This window comes from Aliivibrio sp. SR45-2 (genome assembly GCF_963890165.1).
GTDB classification, from domain to species: domain Bacteria; phylum Pseudomonadota; class Gammaproteobacteria; order Enterobacterales; family Vibrionaceae; genus Aliivibrio; species Aliivibrio salmonicida.
Genome location: NZ_CAWPRC010000161.1, coordinates 214,953 through 235,043, shown reverse-complemented (window position 1 = coordinate 235,043; position 20,091 = coordinate 214,953). Strand labels below are relative to the sequence as shown.

At 39.1% G+C, this 20,091-nt stretch carries 18 protein-coding genes; 13 read left to right on the top strand and 5 right to left on the bottom strand.

What is annotated here, in order from left to right:
* Positions 1-75 precede the first annotated feature (75 nt).
* Both znuA and mepM read left to right on the top strand, forming a co-directional pair.
* Positions 76-969, top strand: a complete 894-nt coding sequence (gene znuA, locus AACV33_RS13435) for a zinc ABC transporter substrate-binding protein ZnuA (protein ID WP_017022434.1) — start codon at positions 76-78, stop codon at positions 967-969.
* Positions 966-2,306, top strand: a complete 1,341-nt coding sequence (gene mepM, locus AACV33_RS13430) for a murein DD-endopeptidase MepM (RefSeq protein ID WP_023603597.1) — start codon at positions 966-968, stop codon at positions 2,304-2,306. Before znuA ends, mepM begins: the two co-directional genes overlap by 4 nt.
* Before the next feature lie 59 nt (positions 2,307-2,365).
* Here mepM and AACV33_RS13425 read toward each other — a convergent pair whose 3' ends face one another.
* The gene (locus AACV33_RS13425; RefSeq protein WP_182699371.1) at positions 2,366-3,136 is read right to left on the bottom strand and encodes a phosphoribosylglycinamide formyltransferase; all 771 of its coding nucleotides are present in this window, start codon (positions 3,134-3,136) and stop codon (positions 2,366-2,368) included.
* Between the two features lie 358 nt (positions 3,137-3,494).
* On the opposite strand from AACV33_RS13425, the gene tyrS reads away from it, so the two are divergent.
* Complete coding sequence (tyrS, locus tag AACV33_RS13420) at positions 3,495-4,775, top strand: tyrosine--tRNA ligase (RefSeq protein ID WP_017022437.1); 1,281 nt, start codon at positions 3,495-3,497, stop codon at positions 4,773-4,775.
* Between the two features lie 136 nt (positions 4,776-4,911).
* On the opposite strand, the gene AACV33_RS13415 is transcribed toward tyrS, so the two are convergent.
* Together AACV33_RS13415 and dcuC are read right to left on the bottom strand one after the other, a co-directional pair.
* The gene (locus tag AACV33_RS13415) at positions 4,912-7,284 is read right to left on the bottom strand and encodes a YgiQ family radical SAM protein (RefSeq protein ID WP_182699370.1); all 2,373 of its coding nucleotides are present in this window, start codon (positions 7,282-7,284) and stop codon (positions 4,912-4,914) included.
* Positions 7,285-7,630: 346 nt separating this feature from the next.
* Complete coding sequence (gene dcuC, locus AACV33_RS13410) at positions 7,631-8,998, bottom strand: anaerobic C4-dicarboxylate transporter DcuC (protein WP_017022439.1); 1,368 nt, start codon at positions 8,996-8,998, stop codon at positions 7,631-7,633.
* A gap of 325 nt (positions 8,999-9,323) precedes the next feature.
* Between dcuC and AACV33_RS13405 the strand changes: the two genes are divergently transcribed.
* Both AACV33_RS13405 and AACV33_RS13400 read left to right on the top strand, forming a co-directional pair.
* Complete coding sequence (locus tag AACV33_RS13405; protein ID WP_012549645.1) at positions 9,324-10,031, top strand: hypothetical protein; 708 nt, start codon at positions 9,324-9,326, stop codon at positions 10,029-10,031.
* 67 nt (positions 10,032-10,098) lie between these two features.
* Entirely contained in the window at positions 10,099-10,293 is a 195-nt protein-coding gene (locus tag AACV33_RS13400) for a DUF4250 domain-containing protein (protein WP_012549646.1), read from the top strand.
* A gap of 17 nt (positions 10,294-10,310) precedes the next feature.
* Here the strand turns inward: AACV33_RS13400 and AACV33_RS13395 are convergent, their stop codons facing one another.
* Positions 10,311-11,222: a LysR substrate-binding domain-containing protein gene (locus AACV33_RS13395; protein ID WP_012549647.1), complete on the bottom strand. Its 912-nt coding sequence runs from the start codon at positions 11,220-11,222 to the stop codon at positions 10,311-10,313.
* Positions 11,223-11,442: 220 nt separating this feature from the next.
* Here AACV33_RS13395 and metE point away from each other — a divergent pair, with 220 nt between their 5' ends.
* Positions 11,443-13,767, top strand: a complete 2,325-nt coding sequence (gene metE / locus AACV33_RS13390) for a 5-methyltetrahydropteroyltriglutamate--homocysteine S-methyltransferase (protein ID WP_182699369.1) — start codon at positions 11,443-11,445, stop codon at positions 13,765-13,767.
* Between the two features lie 69 nt (positions 13,768-13,836).
* On the opposite strand, the gene AACV33_RS13385 is transcribed toward metE, so the two are convergent.
* Positions 13,837-13,995, bottom strand: a complete 159-nt coding sequence (locus tag AACV33_RS13385) for a YqaE/Pmp3 family membrane protein (protein ID WP_023603594.1) — start codon at positions 13,993-13,995, stop codon at positions 13,837-13,839.
* A 247-nt stretch (positions 13,996-14,242) separates the two neighbouring features.
* On the opposite strand from AACV33_RS13385, the gene AACV33_RS13380 reads away from it, so the two are divergent.
* Genes AACV33_RS13380 through AACV33_RS13350 form a run of 7 tightly spaced genes read left to right on the top strand, consistent with a single transcriptional unit; the run spans position 14,243 to position 20,088 of the window.
* Positions 14,243-15,157 (top strand): hypothetical protein, encoded by a 915-nt coding sequence (locus tag AACV33_RS13380; RefSeq protein WP_023603593.1) that lies wholly within the window; start codon positions 14,243-14,245, stop codon positions 15,155-15,157.
* Position 15,158: 1 nt separating this feature from the next.
* On the top strand, positions 15,159-16,307 hold the full coding sequence (locus tag AACV33_RS13375; RefSeq protein ID WP_017022444.1) for a beta-ketoacyl-ACP synthase III: 1,149 nt from the start codon (positions 15,159-15,161) through the stop codon (positions 16,305-16,307).
* A complete protein-coding gene (locus AACV33_RS13370) occupies positions 16,307-16,723 on the top strand; it encodes a hypothetical protein (RefSeq protein ID WP_017022445.1) in 417 nt (138 codons plus the stop codon). The genes AACV33_RS13375 and AACV33_RS13370 overlap by 1 nt, the downstream gene beginning before the upstream one ends.
* Before the next feature lie 9 nt (positions 16,724-16,732).
* Positions 16,733-17,734: a BtrH N-terminal domain-containing protein gene (locus AACV33_RS13365; RefSeq protein WP_023603591.1), complete on the top strand. Its 1,002-nt coding sequence runs from the start codon at positions 16,733-16,735 to the stop codon at positions 17,732-17,734.
* Positions 17,734-18,657 (top strand): ABC transporter ATP-binding protein, encoded by a 924-nt coding sequence (locus tag AACV33_RS13360; protein WP_182699368.1) that lies wholly within the window; start codon positions 17,734-17,736, stop codon positions 18,655-18,657. The genes AACV33_RS13365 and AACV33_RS13360 overlap by 1 nt, the downstream gene beginning before the upstream one ends.
* Entirely contained in the window at positions 18,650-19,822 is a 1,173-nt protein-coding gene (locus AACV33_RS13355) for an ABC transporter permease (protein WP_182699367.1), read from the top strand. Before AACV33_RS13360 ends, AACV33_RS13355 begins: the two co-directional genes overlap by 8 nt.
* Positions 19,819-20,088 carry a hypothetical protein gene (locus AACV33_RS13350; protein ID WP_017022449.1) on the top strand — a complete coding sequence of 90 codons (270 nt, stop codon included), beginning with the start codon at positions 19,819-19,821 and terminating at the stop codon, positions 20,086-20,088. The genes AACV33_RS13355 and AACV33_RS13350 overlap by 4 nt, the downstream gene beginning before the upstream one ends.
* The last annotated feature ends 3 nt before the right edge of the window (positions 20,089-20,091 follow it).

The window sequence follows — 20,091 nt, the reverse complement described above, 5'->3', positions numbered from 1 at the left end:
TCGTTTGCAATTAGTAAGTGTTATAATGTAACATTTTAGAAATCCAACCGCCATCACATTTTTTAAGAGAAGAAAATGAGTAAAAAAAATCAATTTATTGCCTTATGTTTATGTACATTGTTAAGCGCTCAAGCTCAAGCAATGAACGTGTTGTCATCAGTGAAACCGATTAACCTAATCGTGCAAGAACTGACAAATGGCGTATCGGAGTCCTCTTACTTGGTTCCACAAAGTGCTTCTCCACATGATTATGCATTACGTCCTTCTGACATTAAAAAAATAAAAAATGCCGATATGATCATTTGGTACGGAAATGATTTAGAACCTTTCCTAAGTAAAGTGTTAGCGGACCAAAAAAATGTCATCACGATCAGTGAATTTAGTTCGGTTGATTTTTATCATTTTGATCAACATGGCCATGACGATCATGCCGAAGAAAGCGGGCATCATCACAATACTGATCCGCATTTTTGGTTAGGCCCAAAAGAAGCTTTGGGTGTCGCAAAAGAGATAACGGTTCAATTGATTAAAATTGATCCATTGAATAAAGACCAATATAAGTCTAATCTTGCAGCCTTTGAAAATAAGTTAGCACAGGCTGTGGAGACTATTTCAAAGCAATTAAAACCAGTGCAGAGTAAAGGCTACTTTGTCTTTCATGACGCATATGGTTATTTTGAACGTTATTTTGGAATGAATAACTTGGGGCACTTTACGGTGAGTCCGGATAGAAAACCGGGTGCAAAAACTTTGATTAATATAAAAAAATCACTTTTAAATCAACAAGCGGTATGTGTTTTTTCTGAACCTCAGTTTGAACCGGCAATTGTGACTACAATTACCAGAGGAACAGAAGTGCATAAAGGGGAACTTGATCCTTTAGCCATACAGCAAGCGGATGAAAATGGGGCTTATTTTATATTTCTATCAACCATCAGTAATGAGTTATCACGTTGTCTAAGTCAATAAAATATAAAAAAGCCATCGCGGCTAAAGTAGGTACATTATCAAAAAGACATAAGTTTATTTTATTGTCTTTATCTCTGTTTACCTGCGTTATCTTAATTTGGGAACCTACCCACAGTCTAGGTACTTCCTCATCAGTTCAAGGTCGAAATGAAGTGTCATTATCAAGTGATAATCTTCAAACATTAGCCGATCAAAACAGTGAACCTGTTGAGACAATCTTTGAACAAGATGATCCTAATTTCAATGCACCTAAAGATGAACTCGATAAACAGTTAGATGCAGCAGATACTGTGCATTCTCATACTGTGGCAAGCGGTGAAACACTCGGTGAAATATTCAAACAATATGCGCTACCAATGGCGGATATGTATTCATTATTGGATGTGAATAAGTCAGCAGCGAACATGAGAGTTGGTGCTGATCTTGAATGGCAGCAAGATAATGATGGAAAATTAACTGAACTTAAAATTCATCGTAATATAAAAGACACTGATGTTTACGCGTGGAGTGGTGATAAATACACATTTACGCAGTTAGAAGAGAAAGGTGAAATTAAACCGGTATTTCTAACGGGCAGAGTGACGAGTAACTTTTATAACTCAGCACGTTCAGCAGGATTAACGCCTGGACAAATTCAAACATTGGCTAAGCAATTACAGTGGAAATTTGATTTTGGCAGAGAAGCACGTAAAGGTGATAAATTTGCGGTTGAGATAAATAAAGAATTTATTGATGGAAAGGCAGTGTCATCTGGTGAAGTTGAAGCGGTACTGTACAAAAATGGCAGTAGAGAAATTACCTTACTGAAACATACGGATGGTCATTATTATGATGTTCAAGGCCGAAGTTTAAACCGAGCATTGGATCGTTATCCAACACATGAGCGTTTTAGAATCAGTTCGCCATTTAACCCATACCGAAAACACCCAATTACAGGGCGTATTTCACCACATAATGGGACAGACTTTGCAGCTCCAGTAGGCACCTCTGTTTATGCGACGGGTGATGGAGTGGTTGTTCGAGCTTTACACCATCCTTTAGCGGGTAATTATGTGATTATTAAGCATGGCCGTGAATACATGACGCGTTACCTTCACTTGAGTAAGATTTTGGTGAAGAAAGGGCAGAAAGTATCTATGGGCGATAAAATTGCATTAAGTGGTAATACAGGACGCTCAACAGGGCCACACCTGCATTATGAGCTGATTAAAAATGGGCGAGCGGTAAATGCAATGAAAGTTCCTTTACCTCAAGCTTCGCCTGTAGATAATAGCGAAAGAGCACACTTTAAACAGCAAGCAAAACTCACGATTGATGCATTGCGTGATCAAGTTTAATTATCCAGTGTGATAAAAAATGTAAGCCTTTTCTAATACAGAAAAGGCTTTTTTTATGATTAAGCCAGAGCTTGTGTTGGGAGGTAAGATTTCCAAGCGTTAGCATATAAAGATTGAGATAATGCTCTCAGTTTTGTTATGCGTGCTTGTTCAAATTCAGTGAATTTCCTGTCCTCGACAAATACAAGACGTTCCATATTTTGTATTTCTTCGTAAATTTTATGTTCAGCGCCATTCTTAACAATCGCGATGTCTTTTAAATGCAATTGGACTTCTGCAACGAGTTTTGTTTTTGGCAATTCAACTAATAGTTTTATATCTCGATACCCTGATTTAGCAGGTGTTGAAAAACGATTCGTTACACTCAGTATGGTTGTTTCTCTATTTAATGATTCATAAGCAGTCACGAGATCAGGAATGGAATCAGCGACGATGGTTGCTCGTGCGATGTCTGTGAGCTTATTTACCTGCCCGCTTAATTCTTGCTCTATTTTTAATAAAGCGCGCTCGCTACTTTTTACGCCAGCAAATTGAGGCTGAGTATTTGAAATCAGAGCGGTTTCTTTACAAATATTTTCTAACTCTCGTTGAGCTTGATGAGCTTTAGAATTTAAGATGTCGAAATCGGAATAAGGTTGATGTGAAAACTGGTTCCAACTTTCAATAGAAAGTAGGCCATTTAAGCTATGAAGGACATGATGGCGATCTAATTCTGATTGGTTAGCTTCTTGAAAATCAGGTTCAATGGACTCAATTAAAGAGGCTGCTTGTACTTGAGGTCGTCCAAAGACGAGAACCATTAAGACGGCAGCGCGGGCAAACTTTTTCATTCTTTTTCCTTAGCAAGATAGAAAGAAATAGCAACTAAGTAAAGCGTATCTTAGCAACACCTACTAATGAAATATGGGCATAGTTAGCAGATTCAATACCTAGCAAATAACCATTATTTAGGTTTGAGTTAGGCATCACAAAATGACACTTTATGACGTAAATATAGGTCAAAATTTGAACTTTTCTAATCTGGAAATGAAAGCAATTGTAACGAGAATATTTGATATTAATTAATCATAAGAGATTGATACGGCGACGAAGTGCCTTTTTAGTCACTAACTCTGTTATTTAGCCGCTAAATGTGTAAAATCGAGACTTCTTTTTTATACCGAAATTTAGAGTACAAGTAGGTTATCTATGACAGCAACAAATGAATTATTGCAGGATTTAAAAGCTCGTGGGCTTATTGCACAGTGTACAGCAGATGAAGAACTTGCTGAGCACCTATCTACAGACTGTCGTACTCTCTATTGTGGTTTCGATCCGACAGCAGACAGCTTACATATTGGTAGCCTTGTTCCTCTTTTAGTGCTTAAACGTTTTCAACAAGCAGGTCATAAGCCATTAGCACTTGTTGGCGGTGCAACTGGCCTAATTGGTGACCCAAGCTTTAAAGCGGCTGAGCGTCAATTAAATACATCAGATGTTGTTGGTGATTGGGTTAATAAAATCCGTGCACAAGTGTCTGCATTTGTTGATTTTAATGAATCAAAAAATGGCGCAGAAGTGGTGAATAACCTAGATTGGATTGGTGAAATCAATGTAATCGAATTCATGCGTGATATCGGCAAACACTTCAGCGTAAACGCAATGATTCAAAAAGAATCAGTGAAGCAGCGTATTGACCGTGAAGGTTCTGGTATTTCATTTACTGAATTCAGCTACATGCTACTTCAATCATACGATTTTGCTGCATTGAATAAAGCGAAAGAATGTACGCTTCAAATCGGTGGTTCTGATCAATGGGGTAACATTACTGGCGGTATCGATCTAACTCGCCGTATGAACCGTAATAAAGTATTCGGCCTAACGCTACCTCTAGTGACTAAATCAGACGGTACTAAATTCGGCAAAACAGAATCAGGTACAATTTGGTTAGACCCAAGCAAAACGTCACCATACGCATTCTTCCAATTCTGGTTGGGAACAGCAGATGCTGATGTATATGATTTCTTACGTTTCTTCACATTCTTATCTGTTGATGAGATTGCTGCTATTGAAGAGAGTGACAAAAGTGTACAAGGTCGTCCTGCTGGCCAAGGTGTACTAGCTAAAGAAGTCACTCGCTTAGTGCATGGTGAAGAAGGTTTAGCGTCTTCTGAGCGCATTACAGCCGCGTTATTCTCTGGTGACTTAGCCTCTCTAACTGAAACCGATTTAGCACAATTAGCACAAGATGGTCTACCAACGACTGAACTTGAGGCTTCTGAGCAAACTATCGTTGAAGTACTGACTCAATCTGAACTAGCAAAATCAAATAAGATGGCGCGTGAATTTATCGGTAACGGTGCGGTTTCAGTGAATGGTGAAAAAGTGGCTGATGCTGAAGTGATTTTGAAAAAAGAAGACGCATTATTCGGTAAGTACAGCGTGATTAAGCGTGGTAAGAAACTGTTTAACTTATACATCTGGAAATAATATTAGCTTCCGTTGATGAGGGATTTGTCTCTCATTAATGGGAGATAAATTATTCATTGTTCAGATAATAAAAAAGCGAACCGACAAGGTTCGCTTTTTTTATGCATGTTAATTTGTTCTATTTAAGAAACCGTAATTAACGGTGTTTTGGTTTATTACGTTTTGGTGCTGAACCGTTTGGCTTATTTGCAGTAGGTTTACTGCTACCAGGTTTGCCATTACCACTTGGTTTGTTGTTTGAATAACCGTTGCGAACCCCATTCTTTTGACCGCTAGAGGCTGGTTTATCTGAACCAGAATTCCCTGTACGGTTTTGTTGCTGTCCTTGTGTAGCAGGCTTGCCACTGCGGTTACTATTATTTTGACCACTGCGATTATTGCTAGTACGAGGATCACCATCAAACTGCGCTTGCGTATGCTTAGTTGCAAAGCGTTTTGCGCCATGACGACCAGTTTGACGACGTTCAGCCGGTGTTTGTGTATCAATGTCATGTTCAGGTACTAAACAGTGTGGTTTGTCACCAATAAGGTGCTTTTTACCCATCTCAGTTAATGCTTCACGGATCATTTTCCAGTTTTTAGGATCATGATAACGCAATAGGCCTTTGTGCAGTCGGCGTTGACGCTCACCTTTTGCAACGGTCACATCTTCACGTTTTTTATATTTAACGCGTTTTAGTGGGTTGGTTTCTGAGTAATACATTGACGTTGCATTACACATTGGTGATGGATAGAAGTTCTGAACCTGATCACACTCAAGGTTGTTCTTTTTCAGCCACATCGCTAGATTCAGCATGTCTTCATCTTCTGTGCCCGGGTGAGCCGAGATAAAGTAAGGGATCAGATATTGTTTCTTACCTGCTTCTTTGCTGTATTTCTCAAACATTGTTTTGAAGCGATCGTATGACCCCATCTCAGGCTTCATCATAAGATCTAATGGGCCTTTTTCAGTATGTTCAGGGGCAATTTTTAAGTAACCACCAACGTGGTGAGTCACTAACTCGCGTACGTATTCTGGCGATTCAATCGCTAAGTCGTAACGAACACCTGAGGCAATTAAGACTTTCTTTATGCCTTTTACTTGGCGTGCTTCACGGTACAAATCAATCGTATGTACGTGATCGGTATTTAACTTGTCACAGATCTTAGGGAAAACACAAGATGGTCGACGACACGTTGCTTCCGCTTTTGGTATTGAACAACCTAAACGGTACATATTTGCTGTTGGGCCACCAAGATCTGAGATCGTACCGGTAAATCCAGGAACCTTGTCGCGAATTTCTTCTAATTCATTAAGAATTGATTTTTTAGAGCGGTTTTGAATGATACGACCTTCGTGCTCTGTAATACTACAGAACGAACAACCACCAAAACAACCACGCATAATGTTGACTGATGTTTTAATCATCTCATACGCAGGGATTTTTGCTTTGCCATACATAGGGTGTGGTACGCGCGCATAAGGCAGATCAAACACAAAATCCATTTCTTCTGTTGTCAGAGGAATTGGCGCTTGGTTTACCCATAACTCACGATCACCATGACGTTGGATTAATGCACGACCAGAATATGGGTTCGTTTCTAAATGCATAATACGACTAGCATGAGCATAAAGAATACGGTCACTGTTTAATTTTTCAAACGGTGGAATGCGAATTGCTGTTGTTTTTGAATCATGGCGAGAAGCGGTTACCGTAATAACTTGTGGTTGCTCTTCTTTCACCTCAGCTTTATTAGTTTCGCATTGCTCTTCTGTCGCGTATGGATTGATAGGAACAAAAGCAGCTTTGCCTGGTTTCTCAATACGAGACGAATCAATGATTTTAAATCCTTCAGGTTCGGCTGCGAGGTTAACGGCAGTACCACGGATGTTGGTCATTGTTTTCACGTCTTCACCACTAGCAAGACGGTGAGCAACCTCAACTAACGCACGTTCCGCATTACCAAACAGAAGAATGTCGCCTTTTGCATCAAATAATACAGAACGGCGAACTTTGTCAGACCAGTAATCATAATGTGCTAAACGACGAAGGCTTGCCTCAATACCACCCAATACGATAGGGGTATCTTTAAATGCTTCACGACAACGTTGAGAATAGACTAATACCGCACGATCAGGGCGCTTACCGCCTTCATTGTTTGGAGTGTAAGCATCATCGTGACGAAGTTTTTTATCCGAGGTATAACGGTTAATCATGGAATCCATGTTACCCGCAGTGATACCAAAGAATAAGTTTGGTTGACCAAGAGCCATGAACTCGTCTTTGTTTTCCCATTTTGGCTGGGCAATGATACCAACGCGGAAGCCTTGTGCTTCTAGCAAACGTCCGATGATCGCCATACCAAAACTTGGGTGATCCACATACGCATCCCCAGTTACAATGATAATGTCGCAGCTATCCCAACCAAGTTGGTCCATTTCTTTACGAGATGTCGGAAAGAAAGGGGCTGTTCCATAGCATTCTGCCCAGAATTTCGGGTATTCGTTTATTGGAGTTACGTTGTGCATTAGTTCACCTCAGAATTTGGAGGCCGAATTATACCGATTTGAGAGTGTTTTAACCAGAAAAGAAAGGCCCCTTTCTAAGTAAGAGAATTATGTGAAGAAAGATTATAAAAATAAACGGTAAAGATAAGCGACAGAAGTGGCGGAGAGAAAGAGAGCGACAAGGATGGCTGTTTGTCTAATCATTACTAATTTACCTATTAATTGTAGATTCATATTTGAGGTAAATATATAGGCTATCGATGCATTTTGGGTGAGCAAACTGTAAATTCTTTGTGATAAAGGTGCCTACTGTAATAAAAAACGCCAGTAGTTTTACACTGCTGGCGTTAATATGGTTTTTTCTTAGTTATACGTACATAGGAACCAGTACCATTGTACCTACGATAACCGTAATTAAACCGCAGATTACAGGGACAGAAGTACGTTTAACTACTTCAAATGGACTGATTTTAGCCATACCAGATGTCGCAACGATAACCCCTGATACCGGTGAAATAGTACGACCAAGGTTAGATGCTTGAAGCATCGGAATGATTAAGAATGCAGGGCTTAGGCCCATTTTATCCGCAAGTTGTGGAGCAAGCTCAACAAAGGCATAGAATGGTGCGTTACCCGAACCGGTAGCAATTGCAGCAGCTACGGTTAAACCAGTAAGAAGAAGCATTAACGCCATACCACCAGCACCAGCAGAATCAGCAAGGTGAAGTAGGTTATCAATGGCACCTACTGACATTAGACCTTGTGCAAATACGCCTGCGGCTACCAATAGCATTACCACACCTTTGAACGCATCGGCCATGCCTTCGTAGCATGATTCTAAATCTTCAAGTGTTGCTCTGCCGTTAAAGCGATTAGTAATGAAATTGACGATTGCGCCAATAAAGATAGACGCTACAACGATAGTATAAATATCTAAAGATAAACCAGGGATCGTTTCACCGTTGAAGATAAAAACACCCACAATTGGCAAGAAAGGCAAAATCGCATAATAAGAAGGCGCGTTTACTTCCATTGCCGAAATATCCACTTTTTCCATTGGCGTGTTTTCTTTCTTATCTAGATATTTGTTCCAGAAGAAAGCGGCGGCTGCCATTACAATGATTGCACAGATAGAAACTGGTAATACCGTTTCAACCGCAAAGGTATGTAAAGGAAGGCCAGACTTTTCTGCTGCAACAATAACATCACCAGAGGTCGGAGAAAGAATGATTGCGGCTGGTGAAGCACAAACGGCTACTGCTGCTGGGCGAGAAATACCCATTGCTGTCATCATTGGGAAAAGGGTCGCCATTAACAGCACACCAAGACCTGTTGCCGAACTTACAGCAAGAGACATTAAACATGCCACAATGTAAGCCGCTACAAGTAACACATAAGGTGATTTAATAAATGCTAATGGTTTAGAAAATTGTTTAACAACGACATTATTTGCGCCAATGTGAGTCATGTAAGAAGCAAAACCACAAAGTAGCATGATTTGCATACCCAAGCCGCCCCCACGATATTGCAGCATGTATTTCACGTATTCTAATGCGTCTGTTAATAAGTTACCTGTTGTCGCAACTTTAGCTGGTAAAACAGTATGACCTAATAAACCCGCAATCATTAATAACGCTAAACCCGCAGTCAGTAGAACACCGGCAGCCTTATATCCTTTGACAATAAAGTAACCAACCAAAACGGTGATCACTAAACCAATCATTAACTCCAACATGGAATTTCCTTCTATAAAGTTTCAAAAATACAAAAATTGTGTAACTTACATACACTTTCTTACACATTTCATAATAGAAACTTACCTAAGTTTTGTTTGTGGCACATCACCTAGTTAACTTCATTATGATCTAAAACAAACAATAATTAATTTTGTTAATAACATGCTATTAGCTTGTTGTTCTTGTTGCTATAAAAGGATAATAAGTTGAAAGAGATGATGTGATGTTTTGAGATGTTGAGTAGGTATGGTTGTTTTTTCACCGTCACTAGACGAAGTTAAAATAGGGTTTATACTAGCGTTATTCTAATCCAGTGGCGTAATTATGTTTTTTCAAACCTTACAATATATTCTTATTCCTGCACTGTTAGGTGCACAAATCCTGTTAACTATTATTTTGCATAAAGGTGATATTTGTCCTGGTCAACGAGGACGCATTCACAAATGGTTACCAGTATTAATTTTAGGTTGGTGTCTTATTGCGGGGGTTGGGATGACTTACGCGATGGTTTTTGCCATTAACCTTATTCCTGCTATTGCCATTGCTGGGTTTTATTTTAGTGTTAAAACCAGTAAAACTCGAGATAAAGGGCCTCTAATTATTATGGCTCTAGCGAATGGGTTTGCAGCCGCAAGTTTTGTTAACTTAGCGTTAGGCTCTGGCTCATTTACGCAATTGTTTTTTGCTCTTATTGGTCCTTTCTTGTTTGGTGCTCTGTTAACTCATCTTTTATTAACGTTGGCACGAACTCGCTTACAGGCATTTCATCGATTATTACCCATCAGTGGAATTATTAGCGGAATAGTGATGGTTGTTATTTTACTATGTCAAACCCTAAGTATTCATGAAATTTTCTTAGACAGAATGGCCGTTAAGTTGGGGATTGGTTTAGGACTGATGTTACTGAGCCTTGGTTTATGGAACTTTCATTTGTTTAATAAGCAAGCCGCTAAATGGCAATTTTTAGTACCAGCAAGCATTATTATGGCTATTTCTGGTTATTATCAATTTCAGTTGTTTTTTGTGATGTAGCCCACGCCTTACTTCCAAAATCTGGTCTATTCTAATCTTGTCTCTTAAGCAACATGGAGGGTGAAGATTGGATTTAAGTAATGCTCATGGCCTAGAAAGTGGAATTCTGCTCGGCATCATTAACGAAAAATTGCGATTGGAATGTCACAGTCTAGAAGAATTATCCAGAATGTATGAGCTTGATACAGAAGGAGTTCAAGACAAGCTCAGTGGCTTGGGTTATAAATATGACCCATTAACGAATCAATTTAAGAATAAATGATTTTAAACATACCTCATTTAAGTCATTTTAATACCATCTAAATGACTCTGGCTCTGCTGTTTCGCAGTAGAGAAAAATGCTTGTAAATATTTTTTATCATGTTCGCTGTCTCTAACGGCAGCGAACAATCTTCGCCATAACCCTTTCCCTAATGGTTTACTTTCAATCAACCCCTGTCGTGAAAATTCGCTAATTGCCCAATTCGGCAATGCTGCAACCCCTAATCCTGCGGATACCATCTGTATTAACATTAATGTGTTTTCTGCCTGCTTCCATTTAGCGGGTTCAACGTTGTTTGGCGATAAAAAATGCTTAACCACATCCAAGCGTTGCTTTTGTACTGGGTACGTCATCATGGTTTGATCGATCAAATCTTCCGGTTCAATGTATTCTTTACTTGCAAGAGGGTGATTGGTTGCCATGACCAGGCGCATTTCAAAATCGAACAAAGGCTCGTAATGCACTTCATTACGAGGTTGAATATCAGAAGTGATAACCAGATCTAAATCTCCATTAACTAATGCAGGTAAAGGTTCAAAACCAAAACCAGATGAAAAATCCAATTCTACTTCTGGCCAACCGACTTGATATTCTTTAATTGCTGGCATTAACCACTGAAAGCAAGAATGACATTCGATAGCCATGTGCAGTCTTCCATGAAGATCTTCTTTTAAACTTGCGATGTCATATTCAGCTCTGGCCATTTTAGGCAGAATATCATCAGCAAGCGTTAACAGTATTTCACCTTCAGATGTAAATTTTACAGGGCGTGTTTTTCGTAAAAAAACAGTGCCACCAAGGCGAGTTTCAAAATCTTTTAATTGATGAGACAGTGCTGATTGAGTGAGGTGTAGGGCATTCGCTGTTGCGGTTAATGATCCCGTATCTCTAAGTGTGACTAAGGTTTTTAGGTGTTTTAATTCAATCATTATAATTCCTCAAGTTCCGTTTGAGTCAGTTCAATAATCTTCACAGTAAAGTGAAAAATCGTCAAAGTAAACATCTAGACGGCTAAATGATGTTAATACTTTAATTAAAAAATTATTGTTGTTGAAATAAATTCATAATCAATGTGAATATTTCTCCGTTGTGCTAGGTAAAGAAAAGAGTCATTGTTTAGCCATCCAAACGGCTAAGGGAATTAGAGCAATGACAACAGAATTGAAAACAAAAACAGTAACGCATATTTTAGGTTATCCACGAGTAGGCGCTCAACGTGAACTTAAGTTCGCACAAGAGAAATACTGGCGCGGAGAGATCGAACAAAAAGAATTATTATCAGTAGGCAGTGAGCTTCGTCAGCGTCATTGGAATGATCAGGCGGCGTCTGGATTGGATTTTGTTACTGCGGGTGATTTTGCTTGGTATGATCATGTATTAACGACAAGTTTATTATTAGGTCATGTACCTGCACGTCACAATACCGGTTTTCCTGATTTAGATACCTTATTTAGAGTTGGCCGCGGTCAATCACAAAATAGCTGTGGTTGTGGTGAAGCGGCTTCAGACATGACGAAATGGTTCAACACCAATTATCATTATATTGTTCCTGAGTTTTCAAAAGACGATAAATTCAACGTCAGTTGGTCACAATTGTTTGAAGAAATTTCAGAAGCACAAAAACAAGGTCATACCGTTAAACCCGTACTTTTAGGCCCACTAAGCTACTTATGGTTAGGTAAAGAAATTAACGATCAGGAAGTTGAGCAAGGGTTTGATCGTCTTTCATTATTACCGCGTGTATTAACGGCATACCAAGCTATTTTCTCAAAATTATCAGCATTGGGTGTTGAATGGGTTCAAATTGATGAACCTATTTTAGCGCTTGAATTACCAAAAGCATGGGCAGATTCCTTCAAGCTTGCTTATCAAGTGATCCAAAGTGATGTGAAGTTACTTCTAACCACTTATTTTGATGGTGTTGAACATCATTTAGATAAAATTACAGAGCTAGCCGTTAATGGGTTACACATTGATATATCAGCAGCTCCTAAGCAATTAGATACTATTGTGAATGCATTACCTAAAGACTGGGTATTGTCTGTTGGTGCTGTCAATGGTCGAAATGTATGGCGAGCAGATTTAGAGCGCTTGCATGAAAAACTAGAGCCAGTAAAAGCGAAACTGGGGGGGAAGTTATGGATTGCAAGTTCGTGTTCTCTGCTGCATAGCCCTGTAGATTTGGAGCAAGAAACGGAATTATCACAAGAAACAACGCAGTGGTTTGCGTTTGCTAAGCAGAAACTAAAAGAAGTGACATTGTTGGGGGATGCACTTGATGGCAACCAAAACGCAATTCTAGCGTGTCATCAATACAGTCAACCATTACGAGAACGAGAAACCGCAGATCACATTAATAAACCGGCAGTGCAACAGCGCTTATCGGCGATTACCCCAGCATTGGCAGAGCGCGCAGAAGCGTATTCAGTACGAGCGCAGCATCAAGCTGAAAAATTAGGGTTACCATTATTACCAACCACAACCATTGGTTCATTCCCACAAACGTCTGATATTCGTCAACAGCGTAGTGCGTATCGTGCAGGTAAATTGAATGAGCAAGATTATATAGCTGCGATGAAAGGGCATATTGCCGATGCAGTAGAGCGTCAAGAGCGTTTAGATCTTGATGTGCTGGTGCATGGTGAAGCAGAGCGTAATGACATGGTTGAATACTTTGCGGAGCACTTAAATGGCTTTCAAGCAACACGATTTGGTTGGGTTCAAAGTTACGGTTCTCGTTGTGTTAAGCCAGCTATCGTGGTGGCAGACATTGAGCGTGAAGCCCCAATTACTGTCGATTGGACTCAATATGCACAATCTTTAACGAAAAAACAAATGAAAGGAATGTTGACGGGTCCCGTTACTATTCTTGGTTGGACGTTCCCACGTGAAGACATTACCCGCAAAGAAATTGCACAGCAGTTAGCTCTCGTGTTACGTGACGAAGTGTCAGATCTTCAGCAAGCGGGCATTAATATTATTCAAATTGATGAGCCAGCGATTCGCGAAGGCTTGCCGATTAAAAAGAGCGATCAAAAAGCGTATTTAGATTGGGCAGTTGAAGCGTTTAAGATCTCAGCAGCCAGTGCAAAATCAGAAACACAAATTCATACCCACATGTGTTACAGCGAATTTAATGAGATTATTGAATCGGTGGCGGCACTTGATGCGGATGTGATAACGATTGAAACGTCTCGTTCAAACATGGAATTATTAAAAGCGTTTGAAGATTTTAATTATCCAAACGAAATTGGACCGGGTGTTTATGATATTCACTCACCTAATATTCCAAGTGAAGAATGGATTATCGGTTTAATTGAGACAGCAGCAGCGAAAGTTCCTGTAGAGCGTTTATGGGTGAACCCAGATTGTGGCCTTAAAACTCGAAACTGGAAAGAGACAGAAGCTGCGCTTGAAAACATGGTAAAAGCCGCAAAAGCATTACGTAAGAAATGGCAAGTTAACGCGGCTTAAATATCGTGTATTAAATAGAAAAAGCGAAGCTATATTAGCTTCGCTTTTTTATTGTTTAAATAGTTATGATTATCGAGTTGCGATCCAAAGACCATGAATCATTCCTGGTATCCAGAAAAAGACAGTTAGAATGATATTGATCAATAGATCTTTACCTACGCCTTTAGCAAAGAAAACACCGACAGGAGGAAGTAAAACACACAGAATAATTAATACGAGCTTGTTCATGATATCCCTAATTAAGTTTGTTAAATAAATGCATATAGTTTGTATGCTGTCTTTTTGTTAAGCGATATATCAAGGGTTATGTGATTTTTCGAAGTAACATCAGTTAATCTTTATTGATATTTATATAAAATAACCAAATGACGCCGTACATTTTGTTAAATCTAATGATTAGCTATTTATATTAAATATAGATGCTATAAAATACCTCGCAACTAATAAGCTCTTAAAGTTGTTTTAGGTCTCTTTTATGAAAAAAGTTCTCGTTATTTCTCACTCTCAAAGTGGACAATTAGCAAAATTTGTTGACTTAGCAACTGCCCCTTTACGTCAAACTGATTCAGTAAAAGTGGATTATCACTGTGTTGAACCTATCAATAAATACCCATACCCTTGGTCGTTTTATCCTTTTTTTGATGCATTCCCCGAAGCTATCTATATGAATGGCTGCGAAGTAAAACCTGCTGAGGATTTAGACGATGAATATGACTTAATTATTTTAGGTTATACGGTGTGGTTTTTGTCGCCCTCCATTCCAATCACTGGTTTTTTAAAAACACCACAGGCTAAAGCGCTTATTGAAGGTAAACCAGTTGTTACTTTCATTGCTTGTCGTGATATGTGGGTAATGGCACAAGAGAAAATGAAAGCGGTTATTGCCGATCTAGGTGGTACGCTGATTGATAATGCCGTATTAACGGATCAAGGCGGGTCTATATACGCTTTTATTACAACTCCTCGCTGGTTGCTTACCGGAAAAAAAGATCCGTTTTGGGTATTTCCCGCAGCGGGTGTATCAGAAAAAGACCTAAAAGAAAGCGAACGTTTTGGTCATCGCTTAGTCTCTGCATTAGATAATGATTTAGAAAAGAATAAAGAACCCTTATTGACGAAGCTCAATGCTGTGACAGTAAATGGGAAATTGGTTGGGTCTGAAAAAATCGCCACGCGTTCATTCATGGTGTGGGGAAAGTTAATTCAAAAATCGGGTAAACCGGGCTCCTTTCCACGAAAAATAGTCATTACTATATACGCCGTATTTCTTGCTTTAATGGTTCTAACGTTAGTGCCGATAAACTTGTTAGTAAAAAAATTAATCTCTCCTTTTAGAAAAAAAGCGGTTGAAGAAAGCATCACTTATTATGAAAAACCATCAGGACGTTAGAATGAATAACAAAGTATATATTAACGATATTCAGGCTTTTCTGCCGAATGAAGCCGTTAATAATAAAGAAATAGAACACGTCCTTGGGCAAGTGGGCTCTCGTCCTTCTCGTGCAAAAAATCTTATATTACGCTCTAACAAAATCAAACAACGCTATTATGCGATAAACCCAGAAACGGGTGAAACGACACACACCAATACCGAGTTAACCGCGGAGGCAATTAGAAAACTAAATTCAGTATCGTTTGATATTAATCATACTGAGTTATTGGCTTGCGGTACGACGATTGCCGATCAGATTTTACCTAATCACGCTTTAATGGTACATGGCGAGTTAAAGATCCCTGCTTGTGAAGTGATTGCTACCTCTGGTATCTGTCTTTCTGGCACCATGTCATTGAAATATGGCTACATGTCTATATTGAGTGGTCAGAGTAATAATGCCGTGGTGACAGGTTCTGAAAATGCGTCAGCCATGATGCGTGCGAATAAGTTTCAGGCAGAAATTGAGACGGTGGTTAGTGAATTAGAACGTCAGCCAGAAATCGCATTTGAAAAAGATTTTTTACGTTGGATGCTGAGTGATGGTGCCGGTGCCGCTTTACTGACATCTAAACCAAATGTCGATTCTATCTCTTTAGAAATTGAATGGATGATGCAGAAATCTTACGCGAATGAACTCGATGCATGTATGTATGCAGGAGCGGATAAGCAAGATGATGGTAGCTTAAAAGGATGGCGTGAGTACGAATCTCAAGCGTGGCTTGATCATTCTATCTTCTCGGTTAAACAAGATGTTAAGCAACTTAACGAAAATATTGTTGAGTACACCGTTATTAAGCCCCTTAAAGAGTTGATTGAGAATGGCAAAGTAAATCCAGAAAGCATTACCTATTTTGTTCCTCATTACTCTTCAGGTTATTTTCGAGATCGCTTATATGAAGGGATGGTAGAAGCGGGTTGTGATATTCCACAAGATCGTTGGTTTACTAATTTGTCCTCTAAAGGGAATACGGGATCGGCGTCTATTTATATTATGTTGGAAGAACTGTTTCATTCTGGTTCATTAAAGGTGGGTGACATAGTGTTGTGTTATGTACCTGAAAGTGGGCGTTTCTCTACCGCTTTCATGCAATTGAAGGTGGTGTAATGGACGTAAGTAAGGTCCCACAAGATAATATCTCAACGTATGCGAATAATTCGAAAGCGGTATACGCAACCGATGAAAATGGGGACTATTCTGTTATTGCATCTACTGGGTGGGAAGTCGAAGAAGAAGTGACAAAGCAAGCGCTGAATGAGTTTGAACGTCAAGCGCTTGAAGCGTATGAATTGGTACGGCAAGGTGAAAAATCACCACTGTATTATCATATGTTTGCTCAACGAATGGATATCATTGTATTGGCTCAATCCGTCGGTTGGTTTCAATGGCGAGTTAAACGTCATTTCTCTCCATCAGTGTTTGCCAAGCTTTCATCGGCCAAATTAGCAATCTACAGCGATGCATTAGGGGTCTCAGTAAAGCAGTTAGCCTTACTCCCTAATCTTTCCAATAAAAATAAATAAAGCGTGCTCATGACCAATAATAACCAATTTAAACACCAACATTATGCACACTGTGAAAGTGGCGTTATGTCTTCTATGTTAACTCATCATGGATTACCGTTATCGGAACCAATGGTGTTTGGTTTATCGAGTGCGCTAGTGTTTGCTTATCTTCCTTTTGTGAAAATAAGTGGTATGCCATTAATTGCGTATCGCTCGATGCCTAAATCAATCATGAAAGGGCTTCAAAAAAATATTGGTTTGAAAATGAAATTAGAAACATTTTCTAAACCAGAACAAGGCACAAAACGATTAGATGAGTTATTGGAACAAGGTAAAATTGTAGGGGCTCAAACCTCGGTATTTTGGTTACCTTATTTTCCAGAAGAAATGCGTTTTCACTTTAATGCGCATAATTTGATCGTCGTAGGCAAAAAGCATGGTAGCTATAAAATCAGTGATCCTGTATTTGAGCATCTTGTTGAAGCAGAAGAAAAAGCACTACAAAAAGCGCGCTTTGTAAAAGGAGTGATGGCACCTAAAGGTTCTTTGTATTATCCAACGTACATTCCAGAATTTATTGATTATCCTAAGGTAATTGAGAAAAGTATTAAGAAAACTGCAAAAACGATGCTGAAAACGCCAGTGCCGATTGCAGGCTTAAAAGGAATGTATTTTCTTGCGAAACATATTCGTCAGTTAGCAAATAAAGATGAACACTACGCCAAATTATTCTTAGGCCATATCATTCGTATGCAAGAAGAAATTGGAACCGGCGGAGCTGGGTTTCGTTATATTTACGCTTCTTTTTTACAAGAATCGTCAGAGCTAATTAACAACGAAAAGTTGAAGGCCGCTTCTGTTGAAATGACCGCTATTGGTGATGAGTGGCGTGAATTTGCGCTCTTAATTGCCAAAGCCATTCGCCCAAGAAATAAAAATGCGATTGAGTTTGATGTTATTGCAACAAAGCTTGAATCTGTCGCTGAGCAAGAAAAGCAGTTATATCAGTTGTTAATGCGAGCGTTTTAATGATAGAGATTAACTCGCTAGATAAGTGTTATGGGAATAAGAAGGCCTTAGATGGGCTGTCATTATCGATCCCTGAAAACTCTATTTATGGCCTACTTGGCCCTAATGGAGCAGGAAAAACAACGTTAATCTCGATTCTAAATGGCTTGATTTCATTTGATTCGGGCGATATTTCGTTTTTTGATTTACCACTGAAAAAGAATCTAAAAATCATTCGTGAGCGCTGTTCTTTAATTCCACAAAGTTTGGCGTTTTATGAGCATTTAACGGTAAAAGAAAATTTGAATTTCTTTGCCGGCGTGCAAAAGATCAGAGGTAAAACATTGCAACATAACTTGGCGTATGCTGTTGATACGAACCGACTTTCAGCCATGATGGATCAAAAGTCAGCCACGTTATCTGGCGGTCAAAAGCGTCGTTTAAATATTGCGATTGGGTTATTAAACAATCCGGATGTGTTGTTTTTTGATGAGCCAACGGTGGGTATTGATCCTGAATCTCGCAATGAGATTTTAAATACGATTAAAGCGTACAAATCGGATAATAAAACCGTTATTTATACCTCACATTACATGCCAGAGATTGAGAAAATTTGTGACCAAGTAGCCATCATGAATGCCGGAAAAGTAGTTAAGCAAGGTTCTATCTCATCAATGGTGAATAATGAAGAAAGCCAACAGGTCATTGTTGAGCTTTATCCTCATACTTCAATGCATTTACACTCTACAATTACCTTACTTGAAGACGTTTCCTTCATTGATGAAACGACTCTATTATTAAACTCTTCAAACAGTGATTTGGTTTCTGAAATATTGATTTTACTTGAAACTCATCATATTAAAGTGAAGCAAATTCGCTACGGAACAACGACGTTAGAATCATTGTTCATCAATTTAACGTCTAAAGGCAGATCTGATGTTTAAAGTGATGTTGATAAAAGAATTCTTATTAGTCAGCCGAGATAAACATGCATTAGCGGCTTTGTTTATTATGCCTGCGGTGTTTATTTTGATTATGTCATTAGCGCTTAAAGATGTGATGAACGAAGATAAAGCATTAATGACGTATGCCCTTGTCGATCACGATCAAAGTTCAGGCAGTGAAGCCTTAATTAATAAGCTGTCTAATTTAACTGCATTAAAAAAGCATGAGTTAGCGTCTGATCATTATCTCTCACCTGAAGAGGAAGGTGTGCAATTTATCATCGACATTCCTGAGGGTTTTTATCAAGATGAGGTGCCACTCAATATTAGTGTAGCTGCCGATACTTCTCCGTCATTGCTGACTATTTTTAAAAATCAGATAGCACTTAGTTGGATGGGTAATCAGCTTGATGAAATGAAATCATCCAATCAAGACGGATTTGACTTCTTAGATGACGAAAACTCAAATGTCCCCGTTAATTTTGATGAAACGTTGTTAATAAAGGTGCAATACGCCAAATTATCGGAAGATGAGAAGCCAACGTCAACTCAGCAGAGTGTACCGTCCTGGATCGTCTTTGGTTTGTTTTTTGTCATCATTCCTATGTCTACGATTTTTATTAGTGAACGAAAACAAAATACCCTCATGCGTTTAAGTACCATGAATCTAAGTTTGCCCGTGTTGTTTGGTGGAAAAATCCTGCCTTATATGCTGATAAATCAAGTTCAGGTTTGGCTAATGATTGGGGTTGGTATGTACATTGTGCCTCTATTTGGTGCTGCGCCTTTAACTATTGGAGGCTCGGTTTTTGGGTTGATTTTAATCTCGTTGTCATTGAGCTTATCGGCTATTGGGCTCTCTATTTTAGTGGCGACAGCAGTCGATAGTATCGAACAAGCAACCACTATTGGCGGGATCATTAATATTTTATTAGGTGCGATTGGTGGCGTTATGGTGCCTAAGTTTGTGATGCCAGAAGCGATGCAGAGCTTTGCTAATATTTCCCCTATGTCGTGGGGGTTAGAAGGGTTTCTGGATATATTTTTACGCCGAGGGACAGTAATGGATGTGTTGAATGAATCCATTGCGTTGACTTTATTTGGTGTGGTGTCACTGTTGATTGCAAGCGTTATATTTACCTATAAACAAAGGAAAAACTCATGAAAGGCTCTTTAGATACTGAATTTAAAGTAAAACTAAAAACCATGATCTTAGAAGAGTGCGATAGAGAAGATATTTTGGCTAACGAATTGGCGGATGATGTCGAACTTTTTTCTGATGAGAGCGAATTAGAATTGGACTCTGTGGATGGATTGCAAATTTCAATGTTATTGCAACGCCATTTTAATTTACGTTTGGTTGATCCAAAAGAGTTCCGCAGGGTAGTTACGACGATTAATAACCTTGCCGACCATTTACAACCAGAATAGTGA